This window comes from Psychrobacter sp. PAMC 21119 (genome assembly GCF_000247495.1).
Lineage (GTDB): Bacteria > Pseudomonadota > Gammaproteobacteria > Pseudomonadales > Moraxellaceae > Psychrobacter > Psychrobacter glaciei.
Genome location: NZ_AHVZ01000026.1, coordinates 47,537 through 66,656 on the forward strand (window position 1 = coordinate 47,537; position 19,120 = coordinate 66,656).

Here is a 19,120-nt window from a genome sequence, read left to right on the forward strand (position 1 = left end):
AGATGGTAGACCGTTGGTGCTATCCGATTAATTGTACCTCGCTTAGCTTGCTCTTTTATCAGAACATATTCAACCAATGAGTGAAATCATCTATGCGTAACGAAATCTTGTTGTTATCTTTCGGCTGAAGTGAGCCTTGTCCCAAACAGACCGCAACAGAAAAATGCCAAAAATAATCGATTGATACTCTGTCACACATAAGCAATATAATCGTTCATGCTACACTAACGATAATTTTATTACTCCTCTGATAAATGGTTGGATTATGACTGTTTCTTCTACGCCAAGCGTTATGCCTACTAGCTTTAAGTCTTTTAATCGCTCTGACAGCAGCACCGATAGCAATGCCAATAATAGCACCAAGCAGTTTCATAGCGCTGTCCGTGCGCAATTGGCGCAAGATATCGATGTGCTGTTTGCATATGCCGAGCTGCCAAGCCCATTAATAGACGCTTGCCGTTATGTGATGACGGGTCAAGGTAAATTGGTGCGCCCACTGTTGGTCGCCAGTGCCTTCTCTAGTATCACGACTAATAATGACACGTGTATTAAACAGACAGACATTCAGCGAAAAAGCCCTAAACAAAATGACGGTTTGGACGCACTGTTAGAAAGCAATGCTGACTATGATATGGCGCGACGTGCAGCATTAGCGGTAGAGCTGCTACACACTTATTCGTTGGTACATGATGATCTGCCCTGTATGGACGATGACGAGCTGCGCCGTGGTCAGCCGACGGCTCATATTGTCTTTGATGAAGCAACGGCACTGCTAGCAGGGGATGTGCTACAAACGCTCGCCTTTGAAGTGCTGACCGCAGAGCTGCCTACCTTTGCGCCATTCGATACGGCTATCGCAAGCCAGCTGCTCGCTATATTTGCGCCACGCGCTAAACGCATGGTCTCCGGTCAAATGCTAGACCTCAATGCAGAAGCCAGTGATAGCATCACACAAAGCGATTTGGAAGCCATTCACCGTGATAAAACGGGTGCGTTGATTGAAGCGGCGATGCTCATGGGCGGCATCTGTGCTGGCGCGACGGCTCCGCAGCGTATGGCACTACAAGAGTGCGCCCAACACATTGGTCTGGCCTTTCAAGTCCAAGACGACGTCCTAGACGTCACAATGACGACTGATACGCTTGGCAAACCTGCTGGTAGCGATGAAAAGTTGGACAAATCTACCTATGTAAAACTCATGGGTGTCGATGATGCGACCAGCTATGCGCAATCGCTGTTTAATGATGGGCGCGCTGCTATCATTCGTGAAATGAGTAGTGGTGAGTTGAGTAGTAGCACCGACAACATTGACAACGATGCACTATTGGCACTGATTGAGTGGCTCTGGTCGCGTAAAAAGTAACTCGTCGAATAACAAGCAATAGAAAATATCGTAGCAAATTTTATTACCAAAACGGCATTGAGTGGTCAACATGGACAGTAGCCCTACCCCGCGTATTTACCTTGGCACTGGTGGCTATAGCGATACCGATTTACTCGGTACGCTGTATCCTACTGGCACCAAAAAGACCGATTTTTTGCGTGAGTACGCCAAGCAGTATGGTGCGGTGGAGATTAACAGCAGCTTCTATGCGCCTATTGGACAAAAAGCTTTTACCGGCATGGTTAATAAAGCTTATGTACAAGCCGACAGCGAGTTAAAGTTCGCCGTCAAACTGCATCAAGACTTTACTCATGCACGCAAAGGCACTGCCGAACACGCACAAGCATTTCTAAACGCCTTATCTCCGCTTATCGAAGCAAATGCTTTAGCGCCATTATTACTCCAGTTCCCACATGGCTTTGATCGTACTCGCGAGCACCGCCTCTATCTGGCCAATCTTGTCAGTTGGTTTCAAGACTACCCACTCACCATTGAGTTTCGTCATAACGCTTGGCACACGCCGCAAGTGGTCGATAGCTTTCGGCAGCAAGGCTTGATTTGGTGCAGCGTTGATTATCCTAAGGTGAATGGCCTACCACCATCACGGTTAATATTTACTAAGCGCACTGGCTACCTGCGCATGCATGGTAATAATCTAAACTGGTGGGATGCGATGAGTGCGGCTGACCGTCATGATTATCGCTATAGCGAGGCAGAGATGCAGGACTGGGCACAAGCGATTGCTAATCAGCGTCAGCACTTTGATACGCTTTATATCTTCTTTCAAAACACCGTCAATGCACATGCGTATTATAATATTGCGATGTTGCGTGAAGCGTTGGGTAAGTTTGGGTTTGAGGTGTTGTAGCTATGTTCAATCATTACCAAAGTAGTTTATATTTTTTGAATACCTATGAGGATTTATAAAATGAAAGATATTGAAATATACGATCTAGCTACAGATGTTATTTCTTCTATAGCTGCTGATTTGAATGAAAACTTATATTCTAAAATTAATGGCACTTTATCAGTTTGTTGGCTAAGAGATGATAAGTTTAATGCTTCGGCACAATCGAGATCAAGTGTAGACGAACCTCCATGTCACATTGTGAATATGTACTTTGGATTAACGCGTCAACTATATCGAGATATAGAGGAGTATTGCGCTTATATTGAAAGCGAACGTGATAAACCTATATTCGATACATTATTTGGAAGCCACCATAAATATAAAGAACTAATACCTTCAAGTTTTTCGAAAGCGGAATCCAAAGAAAATATGTTTATCAGTGCATTAACTTGGGTGTTTTTTCATGAAATAGCTCATCTTAATCAGGAACATGGACACATTCGAAGTCAAATACTTCAAAGTGATAATCATTTAATAGATGAATGTAATGTTCATAAATCAGAAAACTTAGAAGGAAAAGCGGCTGCCATATATCATACGACAGAAATGGCTGCAGACTTTGAAGCGGTATATATCTGCATCAAAGAATTAGTAAGACATTTTAAAGGTATGGATTTAGAAAATTCTATAGGATCATTTGCATGTGCGCTTTCTTGTGCTTTATATAAATTTCACGGTATTAAACCATTAAACACAGATTCAGCACCTAAAGGTACTCATCCTTCGGCGATTGTTAGATTGGAGCACCTTTTACCCCATATATGGGAGTTTTTTGACGTAGCAGCGGTACAGTCTTTAGGTGAAATTAAGCTCAGTCGTTCAGAGCTAGTTTATATTTGTGAACTGCATTCGGTAACTGTAAGCTTATTCTGGTTTAGAAAGCAGCTATTAACAGAAGAAAAATTTAGTGAGTTTCTTCATACAAGAACTATCGATAGAACAGGGGGTAGAGAGTATATGCAGACTATCATTAATACATGGGATGAAATTGAATCAGAGATAAATAAAAACAAACGTTTTGACGACCCTTTTGCTTTGCTCAGGTTTACTGAACAGTATAGGAAGTTAGTATTTGAAACAATAAATAGCTAATGACTTTAATTACTCGAGTATATTCAAACCAAAAAAAGGACACCTCACCGTGTCCTTTTTTCTTCCAAACTCTCAATAGCTAGAGACTAACTTTCCACGCCAACCTCTTAAACTCTATGCTTTACATCCGCATAGACACAATAGATAAGCTTATCCTAAAATAATTATACGTAACCGCTCTACTCATTGTCTTTACACACTGGTAATGTCTGTATCGTTAATTAAAAATCATCAGTCAAAGCGCCATATAGGCGTACTGATATCTATTTATAATATTGGAGAAAGTATCGATGACAACACTAAAAAATAAAGTTGCGATTGTAACTGGTTCATCAAAAGGCATCGGCGCACAGATAGCTCTACTACTTGCAGCATCAGGGGCAAAAACAGTCATAAATTATGCAAACGATGGCACAGCGGCCAATGATATCGTAGACCAAATCAAAACGGCAGGCGGTGAAGCCATCGCCGTGCAAGCAGATGTGAGTAATGCCAAGCAAGTCGAAGCAATGTTTGATGCAACTATCGATGCATTTGGTAAGCCAGATATCTTGGTGAACAGCGCGGGTATTATTATCTGTAAACCTATCGCGGAGACCACAGATGAAGACTTTGACCGTATTTTCTCTATCAATGTAAAAGGCACGTTTAATACATTGCGTGAGGCAGCGACTAAACTTAATGACGGTGGCCGTATCGTCAATCTCTCAAGCACGACTACTCGCATGATGCTGCCCACTTATGGCACCTATTGCGCGACCAAAGGTGCGGTAGATCAGCTAACCAGAATCTTCTCTAAAGAAGTTGGCGCGCGAGGAATTACAGTCAATGCAGTCTCTCCCGGCCCTACCGATACCGAGCTGTTCCATGAAGGCAAAGCAGATGATACGGTAGAAAGACTCGCTAGCATGTCACCGTTTAATCGTATCGGTGAACCAGTCGATATCGCCCGTGTGGTGGCATTTTTGGTGAGTGAAGAAGCTGCTTGGGTCACTGGGCAGAATATTGGTGCTAACGGCGGTATCGCGTAATAGCGTTGTTCTATTAAGAACTATTAAACAAAAAAAAGGACACCTCGCGGCGTCCTTTTTTATCAATCAAATACTTAGCAGTTAAAGCTTATGCTTCAACGCCAGCGTCTTGACCTTTATATTTTGCGTTTGCGTAGTCCCAGTTCACTAGCTTGTCTAGGAACGTATCAACATAATCAGGACGACGGTTGCGGTAATCGACATAGTACGCATGTTCCCATACATCACAAGTCAATACAGCGACTTGGTCATGTGCAAGCGGGGTATCAGCGTTAGCTGTTTTGGCGATTGATAATTTGCCGCCAACTTTATCAGCAACTAGCCATGCCCAACCTGAACCGAACTGAGTCAATGCTGCATTTTTGAACTCTTCACGGAACTTGTCGTAGCTACCGAAATCTTCTTCGATTTTCGCTTTTAGATCGCCAGTAGGTTCGCCACCACCGTTTGTAGGCGTCATGCAGTTCCAGTAGAACGTGTGGTTCCATACTTGGGCTGCTTGGTTGAACATACCTTGTTTGCTGTCATCTTTAGCAGTCGCTACGATGATTTCTGGCAATGTTTTGTCTTCTAGACCAGAACCTGGTAACAAGTCTTTTAGCTTATTTACATAAGCGGCATGATGCTTGTCATGATGATACTCTAGCGTTTCTGCACTGATATGTGGCTCTAGCGCGTCTTTTGCATATGGTAGGTCTGGCAATGTAATGTTTGACATAATTATTTTATCCTTGCTGTTTAGCCGTTAGTTTATAAAACTGATTATAGAAACTGAATTTTACGCTATTTTTACACCGCAAAAAACACTATAAAATAGCGGACTAAATTGGCTGAGTTTATTGTTTGAAATGAATGGTATTGCTTGATACAGGGTACTGCTCAATACAATATCACGTATTATTATGAATCCAAAATGAACCTAGCGGTTACTGCTTGCTATTATTCTTTGCTTAAAAGCCAAGTGTTTGACTTCATAAGCATTTATTAATTAAATATTCAAAAGTTACAGGATATAACTCGCTGTAGCTTGGCGAGTATTATAGCAACAATGACCAAAAGTATCAGTTACCAAATGTTATAGACCGTACAATCAGTATAGCCATTGGCTATGTATTAGCGGATAGCCCAAGCTACCTCACAGACATCAATGACTACTGCAAATATGACGGTTAGCTAGATTTATAGCCATAGTAAAAGACACTAAAAATAAAAGCTAGATTAAACAGACTACACATAACCACTTAACGGAAAGACACTATGACCAACACGAGCACCATCGACACTCCCCTACACTCGACACAATCAGCACCAAGTACCCAATGGGTGCTCGCCAGTAATAACAAAGGCAAGCTGGCTGAGTTCAAACGGTTATTCGCTGAGGCAAATCTAGAGGTGACAATCATCCCGCAAGGTCAGCTCGATATCAAAGATGCCATCGAGGACGGCTTGAGCTTCGTCGAAAACGCCATTATTAAAGCCCGTCATGCCAGCCGTATCAGCGGACTGCCTGCTATCGCTGACGACTCAGGACTGTGTGTGCCTGCACTCGGTAACGCACCGGGCATCTACTCTGCTCGCTATGCTGGTGAGCATGGTAACGATAGTAAAAACAACGCTAAGCTTATCGCTGATTTACAGCCTATCCGTGCAGCGAAGTCAGATGCTCCTGTTGAAGGGTTGTTTGTATGCGTACTGGCGATGGTGCGTCATGCCGATGACCCGTTACCAATTATCGCTCAAGGTCTATGGCATGGCGAGATTTCAGAGACAGCGCATGGTGATGGTGGCTTTGGTTATGACCCATTATTTTGGTTACCTGACTTACAAGCCAGTGCAGCCAGCTTAAGCGCTGCTGATAAAAACAGTATCAGTCATCGCGGTCAGGCCATTCAGCAGCTATTGGCGCAGCTGCCTTTATAAGTACTCCTATAAAGGTAAGAAACATAAGGAAACATGACACCAAACAGATAACTTTTACTTTAATAATCAGATAGATTATACTGTTCTACTTTTAAAAATTTTGTCGAAAACCGTTATATGTCTGTATAATTCACCAAAAAGCGTTATTATGCGGTGCATTAACGGTTTATTATTGATATTTGATAGCATTTACAACCTCAGCAGTTTTATATTTTGTGCTGGCAGCGATTGCTACTGATACTGATATGGACGTTGAGGGCTATCATTGTCCCCTATTTATTCCAACGGCAATCCGTTGTACACGCCCGTATTTTGAGGCTCGGTTTGTCTATTACCATTTAATCCTAAGTACTGCTTAATTTTAAGTACTATCTAATCCTAAAGGTGTAATTAACATGGCTACAGATTTACAAGTCACAACCAACAAGCTATCTAACAAAGAAACCCAATTGACAGTTAAAGTACCTGTCGAAAAAATTCAAAACAAAGTTGAAGGCCGTATTCGCCAAGTTGCGAAAACTGCCAAGATTGACGGTTTCCGTAAAGGTAACGTCCCTATGTCACACATCCGCTCTCAGTACGGTGCTGGCATTCAACAAGAAGTTATCAACGATGTGATCCGTGATACTGTTTTTGAAGCGATCAAATCTGAAGACATCCGCGCTGTTGGCATGCCTAACATCGACGACGTAAAACTTGAAGATGATTTCTTGGTTTATCAAGCGACTGTTGAAATCTTCCCAGAAGTAGACGTACAAGGTATTGATGAGATCGAAGTTGAGCGTCATACTGCCAAGGTTGATGAAGCTGACGTTGACACCATGATCGAAAACCTACAAAAGCAACGTGAAGAATTCGTTGAGAAAAAAGGCATGGCTGCAAAAGACAACCAAGTGACTTTTGGCTTTGAAGGCTCTATCGACGGCGAAAAATTCGAAGGCGGCTCTGCTGAAGACTTCAAATTGGTTATCGGTAGCAACCAAATGATTCCTGGCTTTGAAGCGGGTATCAAAGGCATGAAAGCTGGCGAAGAAAAAATCATCGAAGTAACTTTCCCAGAAGATTACCAAGCTGAAAACCTAGCGGGTAAAGAAGCTCAGTTCAAAATCAACGTAAAACTAGTTGAAAAATCTAAGCTACCTGAAATCGACGATGCGTTCCTAGAGCTATTCGGCGTAAAAGAAGGCGGCGTTGAAAAACTAAAAGACGACGTACGCAAAAACATGGAACGCGAAATCAAAAACGCTGCGCGTAGCCAAGTTAAGCAAGCGACTTTTGACGCATTGCTAGAAAAGAATGAGTTTGACGTACCAAACGCTATGCTAGAGCAAGAAATCGAGCGTCAGCGCAACATGATGATGCAACGTTTTTCTCAGCAGTTCGGCTCTAACGCTGAAAGCTTCGATAAAGACATGCTACCAAATGAGCTATTTGAAGAGCAAGCGCTACGTGCTGCCCGTCTTGGCATCATCGTTGCTCGTGTTATCGATACCAAAGGCTTAGAAGTAGATCAAGCACGCGTTGAGACGTTCATCAAAGAAGCGGCTGAAAACTACGAAGATCCAGCAGAAGTAATCGAGTACTACACCACTGATAAGCAGCAGCGCGCTAACATTGAGTCTGTGGTGCTAGAAGACCAAGTGGTTGATTATCTAATCGAGCAAGGTAAAGTAACTGACAAAGAAGTTAGCTACCAAGACTTGCTAGCTGCTCAGCAACAGCAGCAGCAAGCGATGTAAGATGATGCTCTGATTATTCATCAGTGTCGTCACATCAGCGCTAATCGGTAACCATGCTTGAGCGATGCCCTAACACTTTGTTGGGGCATTTTTATTGGTGGCTTATGTGCTATCTTTATCCATACTTTATAGCAGCTCCCCTTGATAAATCCATATAGACGCCTTATTAATAGGGAGTCATTTATCGTTTGTCACATTAAAACGTTACTATTGCCCCCATAAAAAAGTTACCATTGGTTCAATTATTTTTAGCAACATCTAGCGCTTATTATTTTAGCCAGTTAGTATTATTAAAAGATGGCAACATTTACAATGATAAGCATTAATAAAAGCTTGGCTGTTCGCTAATCTCTATCTCTTTATTTTATGTACTTATAAACAGGACATCTCTATGACAGATTATGATCGTATTACTGCTAACCCGCATTTTGATATGCTGATGAGTGCGCACAATACTGCCCAAAGCGCGCAACACACTCAAAGCGCACCTCAGGCTGCATTAGTGCCTATGGTTGTAGAACAATCAGCGCGCGGTGAACGCTCGTTCGATATTTTCTCACGCTTATTACGTGAGCGCGTTATCTTTTTGACCGGTCAAGTCGAAGACCATATGGCCAACTTGATCGTCGCACAGCTATTGTTTTTAGAGGCTGAAAATCCTGATAAAGATATTCACTTGTATATCAACTCACCAGGCGGCTCAGTAAGTGCTGGTTTGGCTATTTTTGATACCATGAACTTTATCAAGCCTGAAGTATCGACCATTTGCATGGGCGGCGCATACAGCATGGGTTCATTCCTATTGGCAGCTGGAGAGAAAGGCAAGCGTTATGCCCTAGCCAATGCTCGAGTGATGATTCACCAGCCATCAGGTGGCGCACAAGGTCAAGCAACTGATATCGAAATTAATGCGCGCGAAATTCTAAAAACTCGTGCACGTTTGAATAAGATATTAGCTGAGCGTACGGGTCAGCCAGTAGAAAAAATTGAAAAAGACGTCGAGCGTGATTATTGGTTGGATGCCGAAGAAGCAAAAGAATACGGTTTGGTCGATGCAGTATTAGAGCGTCGCCCTGCTTCTTTATAATTACTGCATAAGAGCACAAGCTTTGATGAGCATCAAAAGCCTGAACGTTATGCGTTTTGGCTTTGATGTCAAAAATCAAAATATTTGTAAGTTTTAAATTTTAGGAGCGCCTTTATATGGCAAAAGATAAAACACCGCATTGCTCTTTTTGTGGCAAAGAAAAAAGCGAAGTAAAACAGCTAATCGCCGCTGACGATGCCAATATCTGTAACGAATGCATCGAGTTATGTACCGACCTCATTGCAGATACCGACAATGACGATGCTGATAGCGAGATTGATACCTCTTGGGTCAATAAAAAGCTACCAACGCCAAAAGAGTTGCGTGCCAAGCTCGATGAATATGTCATCGGACAAGACGCTGCTAAGAAAGCACTGGCGGTCGCTGTTTATAACCATTATAAGCGTCTAAAAGTCAGCCAGACTTTAGCCAATGACAGCAAAAAATCTAAGATTGGCGCTGACGATGCTATGGTTGAATTGGCTAAGAGTAACATCTTGCTAATTGGCCCGACAGGCTCTGGTAAAACGCTACTGGCACAAACCTTGGCTCGTCTACTCGACGTACCTTTTGCAATGGCAGATGCGACTACCTTGACTGAAGCAGGTTATGTGGGTGAAGACGTTGAAAACATCGTACAAAAGCTGCTGCAAGCGTCAGATTACGATGTAGCTAAAGCTGAGCAAGGCATCATCTATATTGATGAGATTGATAAAATCAGTAAGAAAGGTGACAACCCTTCTATCACGCGTGATGTATCAGGTGAAGGCGTACAGCAAGCCTTGCTAAAGCTTATCGAAGGTACGGTTGCTGCTATCCCGCCGCATGGTGGTCGTAAGCATCCACAGCAAGAACTGATTCAAGTCGATACCAGTAACATCCTTATCATCGTTGGTGGGGCGTTTGCCGGTCTTGATGCGGTGATTCAACAGCGTACAGAAAAAACCGGTATTGGCTTCAATGCTGATGTCAGCTCAAAAGACGATAGTAAACGTAGCTCAGATTTGCTACAGCAAGTCGAGCCAGAAGATTTAATCAAGTTCGGTCTGATTCCTGAGCTGATTGGTCGTTTGCCAGTGCTCGCTGCCCTAAAAGAGCTTGATGAAGAAGCGTTGGTGCAGATATTGACGGAGCCAAAGAACGCCTTGGTTAAGCAATATAAGTACTTGTTCGATATGGAAGGCGCTGATATTAGCTTTACCAAAGAAGCGCTTGATGCGATTGCTAAAAAAGCAATGGCACGCAAAACGGGTGCTCGCGGTTTACGCTCTATCGTAGAAAATGCTTTGCTTGATACTATGTATGAGCTGCCGTCTATGAAAGATGCGAAGACCGTGCTCGTCGATGAGGAAGTGATTAATGACGGCAAAACCCCTGAAATTGCTTAATTTGAAATGGCTTAATTTATAGTTCAACGATGACAGCTAATTACTTAATTGGCTGTCATCAAAAAAAGCGTCTGGCATTATGCTAAGACGCTTTTTTTATGTCTATTTTATGTCTATTTTATGTCGCCTCTGTCGCACAGGCACAGCAAGCAAGAAAAATTGATATCAGCAGTGCGTCATGGTTCGATATTGCTTTTTACTGACTATAAGTGGCTCAAAAAATGACAGCTGCGTTTATCAATCGCAGGCAGCTAACCTTATAAACCATGCTAAGGTAGAGGTTCTATTTGTGCTTTACTCTCAGAGTCTATGCCCAGTAGAGCTAAGGCCAAATGCACTATCCAGACTCCATCACAGATGATACAAAGGACTGTTTATCATGCTTAATAACGTTACTTCTATAGCAAGCTCCCTGCGTCAGCACCTACCTTTTTCTACTAATAAAGATCATGATATTGCCCCTTATTATCGCAATCATGTTGCCGCCATTACTGGTGCAGGATCTGGTATGGGTCGCGAGCTTGCCATTCATTTAGCACAAATGGGTTGTCATGTCGCGCTATCCGATATCAATCCCGAGCAGTTAGCCCAAACCAAAGAACTGCTCGTCGGCTATGATGTCAAAGTCACCATGACCGTACTCGATGTCTCAGACAATAAAGCGGTGCAAGCATGGGCAGACGATGTCATGAGCGATCACGGCAAAGTAAACTTTATCTTTAACAATGCAGGCGTGGCGCTATACTCGACCGTAGAAGGTAGCAGTATCGATGAGCTGGAATGGGTCATGGATATCAATTTTTGGGGCGTGGTCTATGGCACCAAAGCCTTTTTACCCTTAATCAAAAATAGCGTCAAAGGAAGCGAATCGACTGAAAGTGGTAAAGACAGCAAAGCGCGCCAATTTAATGAGCACGGTCACATTATTAATATCTCAAGCCTCTTTGGTTTGACCGCTCAGCCTTCGCAATCTGCCTATAATTCCAGCAAATTTGCGGTACGTGGCTTTACCGAAAGCCTGCGTCAAGAGCTGAATATTCAGCGCTGCGGCGTCTCAGCCACTTGCATCCATCCAGGTGGCATCAAAACCAATATCGCCAATAGTGCGCGTGGTAATGACAGCATCAGTGACCTCGGCATGCGGGGTGGCAGCAAAGCGATCAGTAGTTTTAATAAATTCTTAAAGTTCGATGCCAGTGAAGCGGCTTGGATTATTCTGCAAGCCGCCGCGACCAATCAGCCACGCTGCTTGATCGGTAACGATGCCAAAATAATCGACGCCGTACAGCGCGTGTTTCCATCAAGCTATAGCAAGATACTGAATGACGTCAATAAGCTGTCACGCAAATTGAAAGGCAAGAAACCTGCTAGAACTGGTGCTCATAAATCGGCCTAGTCGCTATAAGATTCAGATAAAGATAAAGACGGTCAAAAAAGCCCCGCTACACTAGCAGGGCTTTTTTGATTTTTAGTCTTATCGAGATATCGAAAAGATCAAATAGTCCTTGAGGATTAAGGCAGTTTCATATCACCATCAACTAACCAGCCCAAACGGCGCATCATATAAGCGACGACGCCAGCAATCACCGCAGGCAATACAAACATCAATAAAATAATCGCTGTCCATAGTTGAGCGCTACTCATAATCTCTTGTGACGCTTCAATGACCCCAAATACCCCGACCAGTCCAGCAGTTCCCATACCCGCGCCTGTCGCCGTACATGCCAAGCCAAAGCCTACCGTGGCGATAGGACCAACGATGGCACTAGCGACAACAGCAGGCAATAAGACCACAGGTTTTTTTAGCACATTAGGAATCTGTAGCATGCTAGTGCCTAGACCCTGAGATATCACACCGCTAACCCCATTATCTTTAAAACTGGCAACGGCAAAGCCAATCATATGCGCCGCACAGCCAACCACAGCAGCGCCACCTGCTACACCACCAAGTCCAATCGCGATACAAATGGCAGCGCTTGAAGTGGGCATTGTCAGCAAAATACCGACCACGACTGCGATAACAATCCCCATCAGTAGTGGCTGTAACTCAGTGGCTGCTTGAATACCTTGACCAATAGCAGCGACAGCCGCAACGATAGGCGGATTAAGCAAGGCGCAAACTGCCAATGCGACGGCACAGACCAATAGTGGCACTAGGAGAATATCAAGTTTGGTCTTGCCAGCGACCCAAGTACCAGCGCGATAAGCAAATACTGAGGTCAAATATGCGCCAATAGGATTGCCGGGCAAAGCCACGAATGTCGCCGGTCCACCCACTTGCGGGGTAAAAAGCGTGCCCGCCATCAACGCTTCAGAGTGGGCACCAAGCATCCCTGCGACCAAGCAGCTGAGCATAACCAAAGTCGGTGCTTTGAGATAATAGGCAATGCCCACACCGATACCAGCCCCCATTAATATAGAGGCCAATTTCCCGACCGCGATGAGTGCTGGCATGTCTAACCAACCACCGATTTGTGAGATGATCAGACCAGCAATCAATGTGACAAATAGCCCTAAAGCCATACCAGTAAAGGCATCGATGAAATACTTTTGGAAAAATGCTTTTATCAAGCCGTTAGGCGGTGTTGCTGAATCAGAGACAGTCATAGCCACGCTCTTTATGAAATTTTTGATGATAGATAATAGACCAACAGAAAAAGTAACTTTGCTAAAAAGCAGAGATAAAAAAAACGCCATTGCGACGCTTTTTTTATTAGTAATAAATGAGTATGGCAGCTATTAGGCGTAACTTAGCGGCGCTGCTCAACAATAATAGAATCAATGCCATTATTTTGTAGGCGCTGCTGAGCAGTAGTGACCGCTTGACGGTTATTCATCGGGCGCGAAATAACCTGATAGATAGGCAAGCCATTGCCTGTGGTGTTTTTGACCACTCTCGCGTCTACACCTGCCATCAACACTTGGGCACGGCGACGATCGGCTTCATCAGCATCACCGAAGCTATTAATCTGTAAGATATAAGTCGCTGCAGGCTTCGCAGGTTGAATACTAGCCGTACTCGCCCCTGCGTTATTGGTACGGTTTGCTGTATTGCCATTAGCCGGCGCACTATCATAGGTAGCGTCTTCTTCAACGATAACAATATCATCGCTATTATTAGTCGTGCCAGCATTGCTACCACGGCTCGGCTCGATAGAGGTGCTTTCAGAAATACCGAAGTTACCCGTATCATCATTACGACTGGCTGAGTTGTTCTCTGGTTGAGTAACGACGACGTCCGGTTCAAAAGCACCGATACTACCCAAACCATCATTACCTGTCTCACTGATATTTTCATCAGGAATAGTGGCCATTTCTTGATTGGGCAATATATCGTAGAACTCGTAATCGCTATTATCAGTATCAGTATCGATGCGAGGCTCTACCTGACGATCAGGATCATTGCCGGCAGTGCTATCAGCGGGGCTGAAATCGAATAATGGCGAAAGGTACAAAAACACCCCAATCATTAAGGTCAATACTGCCCCGACAAACATCCATAATAAACCTGATACGCTACTTGATTTGCGCTTTTCGGTCGCGCCTTTAGGTTTTTTGGCTAGCATGGATCTCTTTCTCCCTACTGAATCTATCATTATCGAATTATTGCTATCGGTCGCCTATACTCATTCTACATGTTAGAAAATTACCACATGTTAGAAAGACACTACATGTTAGAAAGTTATTACATGCTAGACGGTGCGGATAGCCCTAATAAACTAAGCCCATTGGCCAATACTTGGCGTACTGCTTTAGACAAACGCAGACGTGCTTGCATCAATTCAATCTCTTCCTGACTTGGTGTTTCGCCTGAAGTTAAGCTCACCGGCAAAATACGATTGCTGTCATACCAGCCGTGGAATAATGCGGCCAAATCTTTCAAATAATTGGTCAATATATGCGGCTCATAGCCAGTCGCGGCACGCATGAGGGTTGCTGGATAGCCTGCCAATAGCTTAATCAACTCATCTTCATGGGACGCATCAAGCAATTCTTGATGCGCCAAACCAACGGCATCATCTACTGTAAGCCCACTATTTTGCAAATTCTCTAATACTCGGCACACGCGTGCATGCGCATATTGAATATAGTGCACCAAATTATCTTTGCTTTGTGATTTGGCAAGTTCTAAATCAAAGTCAATATGCACTTCAGGCTTACGTGCCACATAATAGAATCTCGCAGCGTCATTACCGACTTCTGCACGCAGCTCACGCAAGGTAACAAACTGACCAGAACGCGATGACATTTGTACTTTTTCACTACCACGCCATAGCGCCACGAACTGTACCAGTACCACATCGAGGCGTTCTGCATCAATTCCCAAAGCCAATAATGCCGCTTTTACCCGTGGTACATAACCATGGTGATCCGCGCCCCAAACGTTGACGACTTTATCAAAACCACGATCAAACTTATTTTTATGATAAGCAATATCAGAAGCAAAGTAAGTCGATTGTCCATTAGCACGGCGTACCACACGGTCTTTTTCATCACCAAAATCGGTCGATTTAAACCAAATATTGCCGTCTTTTTCGTACAGATAACCTTTGTCATCTAAAACTTGCAGTACTGGCTCAATCTCGCTATCGATCGATCTTTCGCTAAACCAACACTCGTAACGCACACCAAAGTCATTTAAGTCGTCTTTAATATCAGCCAAAATACTGCTCAATGCAGCATTTAAAAACAGCTCATAGCCCTCACCAAGCAATGCTTTACTATTGGCAATCAGGCCATCGATATGGGCTTCTTTATCACCTGATAACAGAACTTTTTCGCCGTCGGCATTGGTTTCAAACTGTGCATCTTCTGGCGCATCTTTAGCAACGTCTGTAAAGCTATGCACGTAGCTCGTGCCATGTTGTGCTTTTAGCGTTTCTGCGATATCACTGACATAGTCGCCTTGATAACCATTAACGGGAAACAGTATTTCCTCGCCATTGGCTTCTAGATAGCGTAGATACGTACTGGTCGCTAAGATGTCCATTTGACGGCCAGCGTCATTGACATAATATTCGCGGGTGACGTCATAGCCAATCGCTTCTAGCAGGTTTGACACGCTCATGCCAAATGCAGCACCACGCCCGTGACCGACATGCAGGCTGGACGTTGGATTGGCAGAGACAAACTCAACTTGAATTTTTTGCCCTTCAAACTGATCACTTAGACCAAAACGATCTTGTAACGCAAAGATATCGTCTAGTACCGAAAACTTAGCCTCGGCATTTAAAAAGACATTGATAAAGCCTGGACCAGCAATTTCTATTTGGCGAATGTCTTGATTCTTAGGTAGCGCATTGACGATTTTTTCGGCAAGCTGGCGTGGATTGGCCTTGGCAGCTTTGGCAGCAGTAAGCGCGATATTACTGGCAAAATCACCATGGCTTAAGTCTTTCGTACGGGTGATTTGGCTGTTATTTTGCCAGTCAGCAGGTAGTGTGCCATCGGCTTGTAAGGTATGAATAGCATCGTTGAATAGTGATGCAAGTGTATCAATTTGGGCTTGTGACATAAGGATTTGAACTCAGTTAAATAAACAACAAAAACGGTGTAAAAATGTGGCGAATACGAGCAGTCGATAACTGCCCATTATAATAGCGACCGACATTGCAAGGGATAAAATAATACAAAAGGATAAGTAACCTGTAAATATAACAATCTTTGCGCTTTATTGCACCATTTGCACCAAAATTAGCACTAAAATCTTACGGTTATAACAGTTAACGCGAGTAATTTATGCAGCTAAAAGGCCTACCTATGCTATCGTTCATGATAAATCCCAAAGAGACGGTATAAATAGGCTGCGATTTAGGATGGGCAATGAACAGTTAGCCCTGCTAATTGTAGCGTTACTGTTGTCGACTCATTAGCATCAGTTTATACCCACTTGCTTCCGCGTTATAATGATGCTTTGTATTTTTCCCTTCTATTTAATTTTCATTTATTGTTTTATTTATTACTGCTCATTATTTGAGGGTGATACGCTTTTCTTAGGGCGATTTCTATCAAAGAAACCATAGAATGATAGCGTTAAATAGACGGTATGTTACCACTTTATAGGATTATGCCATGTTTGCCATTGCCGCCAGTACCGTCACCAGTTGGGGACTATACGTATTATTACCTATATTCATTGCATTTTTATTCTTTATTGTTTGGGATATCTCTAAAAAGTCTGAAGCTGGGCGAGCAGGTACTTTTTGGATTTTCTTGGCGCTGGGTGCGGGCTTTGTAGGATTTTTACTCAAGATATTATTAGAAGTTGCTTTTAAGAAGTGGCTCATTTAATTCAGGCATATTCTCACCTTCCAATGATGGGTCATAAACACCTAGCTTGTTACTAGGGCGTGTCTTCATTTCAAAAATGGTGATAAAAATGAGATAAATTGCCGTCAAACAAGAAAAATAGCGCAGATAATATCGGGATATTAACCAGCTATTTGACGATGTTTGGCAAGATTTAGCCATTTTTAGCCCATTTAGATGACTATCGAGTGAATTGAAGACACGCCCTAGGGTTAGCAATGACTTGTGCAAGAGGTCTATTTATTCATGGCAGATACTAATAACGCTCTACCTCTTGGCAATCAAGGTCGCGCGCATTGGTGCTGGATACCCTTCCATGGTCTTAGTCGAATCATTGGGATCTAAGAAGTCTGCTAGCGAATGATAGGTCATCCACTCTGTTTTACGCTGCTCTTCCGTCGATGTCACTGCCACATCCACGCAGCGTACGTCTGAGAATCCTACTTTTTCCAACCAGCCAATTAATGCTGCAACTGACGGTAAGAAATACACGTTATTCATCTGGGCATAGCGGTCGTGTGGCACCAGTACGGTATTGGCATCGCCTTCAATGACCAGTGTCTCAAGCACCAACTCACCGCCTTTAACGAGCTGACCACGTAGCTGCTGCAAATGCTCAAAAGGTGACTGGCGGTGATAAAGCACGCCCATGCTAAATACGGTATCAAACAACTGGCTATGCGCAGGCAACGCTTCAAGCGGTGCGGGAATATAGTGCGTCCTATAATTATCGGCATTACCCACAAAGTGCCGAATCGCCATAAACTGATGATAAAACAAGCATGACGGATCAACGATAATCACTGTTTCAGCGCCAGCCCCTGCCATACGCCAACCATGATAACCAGAACCACCACCCACATCTAATACACGACGGCCTTCTAGCTTACCCAAATGCGGCGCCACTCGTTGCCACTTCCAGTCACTATGCCATTCGGTATCAATTTTTATAGCTGATTCATCATTACCGATCTGACTGCCAATTTGACCACCAATCTGAAAAGGCCCTTTACGCCACGGCATCAATTGCTTTAGTAGTGCCATTGCTTGTTTACGCTCAGACTCATTGAGACTGGCATCAATAGTCAATGTATCGCTGTTTAGATCGACATTATTGACGGTTAATGTTGGCAAACGAGCGACTGATGCTTGGTAAGCAGGCGCGTGCGCATAGTTAGCTTTGTCTTTGATCGCATTTAACCATGTTGGTAATTGCTTAAGCCACTCATAAGCGCTCGGCTGCTGTTGCGCCAGCTCTAGTAGGGTTAGATATAATTCGCGTTCGGCGTTGATGATAGTGTCGTTGAGCATAAAAGCAGGTTACCGTATTGATTGAAAAATAACTGTATTAAAGATAAGGATTATTTAAACGCCACCACAGAGACAAAGTTCAAAAACTGAAACCATGTCAAATGACGTTTGAAACCAACTTGCGCCAAACGTGCATGATGCTCATCCAAAGTATCAGTAATAAGGACATTTTCTAGTGCATTGCGTTTGCCGCTGATTTCCATCTCGGTATAACCATTGGCGCGTTTAAAGTCATAATAACGCTCAACCAACCACGCATCATATTGCTCATCAAACGCGTGAGTTTTTTCGGTTAGCACCAATATGCCGCCTTCGCTAAGCGCATTATAGATATTTTCTAATACCGCAACTCTATCTGCTGCTGGTAAAAACTGTAGCGTTAAATTCAAAATCACCATATCGCATGGCTCAAGCGTCACGTCGCGAATGTCAGCAGTGATGACTTCGATGTCATGCTCAGGATAATTCTCACTCAATAACGTGCTTGCTTCCGTCGTCATCGCTGGTGAGATATCAATCGCTTTGATCTGCAAGTCTTGCGGCTCAAACTCGCCTGCCAAGGTCATACTTGCGGCACCAAGTGAGCAGCCCAAATCATAAATGCGACTGACGCGCTGACCATTATCATCCTGCTGGCGATATTTACAATGACGACGAGCAAAGATAGGCAGCATCGCCAGCACTTGACCATAACCAGGCACACTGCGACGAATCATATCAGGGAAACAAGCCACTACCTGCTCATCAAATGAAAAGCGCGACGCTTTATCCAGCGGTGTGGTAAATGGTTTGTCAAATAGGGTGTCATGTTTGATAGTAGGCTTGGACTGGCTCATGGTGCGACTCGTTTTTGGATAATAGAACTTAAAGTAGGAAATAATTGATAGTCTTGCTTGTCATTATTTAGTTGAAAGCTGCTCAACGTAGCAAAAGCCCATTATAACATTAC

Annotated in this window: 16 protein-coding genes; 10 read left to right on the forward strand and 6 right to left on the reverse strand. The window is 43.6% G+C overall.

Annotated features, from left to right (window positions below; genetic code table 11):
* The first annotated feature begins 265 nt into the window (after positions 1-265).
* The 4 genes from RH96_RS10355 (at position 266) to RH96_RS10370 (ending at position 4,417) form a co-directional block, all read left to right on the forward strand.
* On the forward strand, positions 266-1,363 hold the full coding sequence (locus RH96_RS10355) for a polyprenyl synthetase family protein (protein ID WP_010200673.1): 1,098 nt from the start codon (positions 266-268) through the stop codon (positions 1,361-1,363).
* A 70-nt stretch (positions 1,364-1,433) separates the two neighbouring features.
* Positions 1,434-2,252, forward strand: coding sequence for a DUF72 domain-containing protein (locus RH96_RS10360; protein ID WP_010200675.1), 819 nt, complete (start codon positions 1,434-1,436; stop codon positions 2,250-2,252).
* A gap of 60 nt (positions 2,253-2,312) precedes the next feature.
* Complete coding sequence (locus RH96_RS10365; protein WP_010200676.1) at positions 2,313-3,386, forward strand: hypothetical protein; 1,074 nt, start codon at positions 2,313-2,315, stop codon at positions 3,384-3,386.
* A 290-nt stretch (positions 3,387-3,676) separates the two neighbouring features.
* Positions 3,677-4,417, forward strand: a complete 741-nt coding sequence (locus RH96_RS10370; protein WP_010200677.1) for an SDR family oxidoreductase — start codon at positions 3,677-3,679, stop codon at positions 4,415-4,417.
* An 88-nt stretch (positions 4,418-4,505) separates the two neighbouring features.
* On the opposite strand, the gene RH96_RS10375 is transcribed toward RH96_RS10370, so the two are convergent.
* On the reverse strand, positions 4,506-5,135 hold the full coding sequence (locus RH96_RS10375) for a superoxide dismutase (protein WP_010200680.1): 630 nt from the start codon (positions 5,133-5,135) through the stop codon (positions 4,506-4,508).
* Between the two features lie 539 nt (positions 5,136-5,674).
* Here RH96_RS10375 and rdgB point away from each other — a divergent pair.
* The 5 genes from rdgB to RH96_RS10400 all read left to right on the forward strand — a co-directional run bounded on the left by rdgB (position 5,675) and on the right by RH96_RS10400 (position 11,947).
* A complete protein-coding gene (rdgB, locus tag RH96_RS10380; RefSeq protein WP_010200682.1) occupies positions 5,675-6,337 on the forward strand; it encodes an RdgB/HAM1 family non-canonical purine NTP pyrophosphatase in 663 nt (220 codons plus the stop codon).
* 395 nt (positions 6,338-6,732) lie between these two features.
* Positions 6,733-8,076, forward strand: coding sequence for a trigger factor (tig, locus tag RH96_RS10385; protein WP_010200684.1), 1,344 nt, complete (start codon positions 6,733-6,735; stop codon positions 8,074-8,076).
* Positions 8,077-8,467: 391 nt separating this feature from the next.
* On the forward strand, positions 8,468-9,163 hold the full coding sequence (clpP, locus tag RH96_RS10390) for an ATP-dependent Clp endopeptidase proteolytic subunit ClpP (protein WP_026037287.1): 696 nt from the start codon (positions 8,468-8,470) through the stop codon (positions 9,161-9,163).
* A 116-nt stretch (positions 9,164-9,279) separates the two neighbouring features.
* The gene (gene clpX, locus RH96_RS10395) at positions 9,280-10,551 is read left to right on the forward strand and encodes an ATP-dependent protease ATP-binding subunit ClpX (protein ID WP_010200688.1); all 1,272 of its coding nucleotides are present in this window, start codon (positions 9,280-9,282) and stop codon (positions 10,549-10,551) included.
* A gap of 379 nt (positions 10,552-10,930) precedes the next feature.
* Entirely contained in the window at positions 10,931-11,947 is a 1,017-nt protein-coding gene (locus tag RH96_RS10400) for an SDR family NAD(P)-dependent oxidoreductase (RefSeq protein ID WP_010200689.1), read from the forward strand.
* 116 nt (positions 11,948-12,063) lie between these two features.
* On the opposite strand, the gene RH96_RS10405 is transcribed toward RH96_RS10400, so the two are convergent.
* From RH96_RS10405 to argS, 3 genes are all read right to left on the reverse strand, one after another.
* Positions 12,064-13,158, reverse strand: coding sequence for a PTS transporter subunit IIC (locus tag RH96_RS10405; protein WP_026037289.1), 1,095 nt, complete (start codon positions 13,156-13,158; stop codon positions 12,064-12,066).
* 143 nt (positions 13,159-13,301) lie between these two features.
* Positions 13,302-14,117, reverse strand: a complete 816-nt coding sequence (locus RH96_RS10410; RefSeq protein ID WP_010200692.1) for an SPOR domain-containing protein — start codon at positions 14,115-14,117, stop codon at positions 13,302-13,304.
* Positions 14,118-14,236: 119 nt separating this feature from the next.
* A complete protein-coding gene (argS, locus tag RH96_RS10415; protein ID WP_010200694.1) occupies positions 14,237-16,066 on the reverse strand; it encodes an arginine--tRNA ligase in 1,830 nt (609 codons plus the stop codon).
* A gap of 557 nt (positions 16,067-16,623) precedes the next feature.
* On the opposite strand from argS, the gene RH96_RS10420 reads away from it, so the two are divergent.
* Positions 16,624-16,842: a DUF2788 domain-containing protein gene (locus tag RH96_RS10420; protein WP_010200696.1), complete on the forward strand. Its 219-nt coding sequence runs from the start codon at positions 16,624-16,626 to the stop codon at positions 16,840-16,842.
* A 285-nt stretch (positions 16,843-17,127) separates the two neighbouring features.
* Here RH96_RS10420 and cmoB read toward each other — a convergent pair whose 3' ends face one another.
* Positions 17,128-18,171, reverse strand: coding sequence for a tRNA 5-methoxyuridine(34)/uridine 5-oxyacetic acid(34) synthase CmoB (gene cmoB, locus RH96_RS10425; protein ID WP_010200697.1), 1,044 nt, complete (start codon positions 18,169-18,171; stop codon positions 17,128-17,130).
* Between the two features lie 50 nt (positions 18,172-18,221).
* Positions 18,222-19,007, reverse strand: a complete 786-nt coding sequence (cmoA, locus tag RH96_RS10430) for a carboxy-S-adenosyl-L-methionine synthase CmoA (RefSeq protein ID WP_010200698.1) — start codon at positions 19,005-19,007, stop codon at positions 18,222-18,224.
* Between the last annotated feature and the right edge of the window lie 113 nt (positions 19,008-19,120).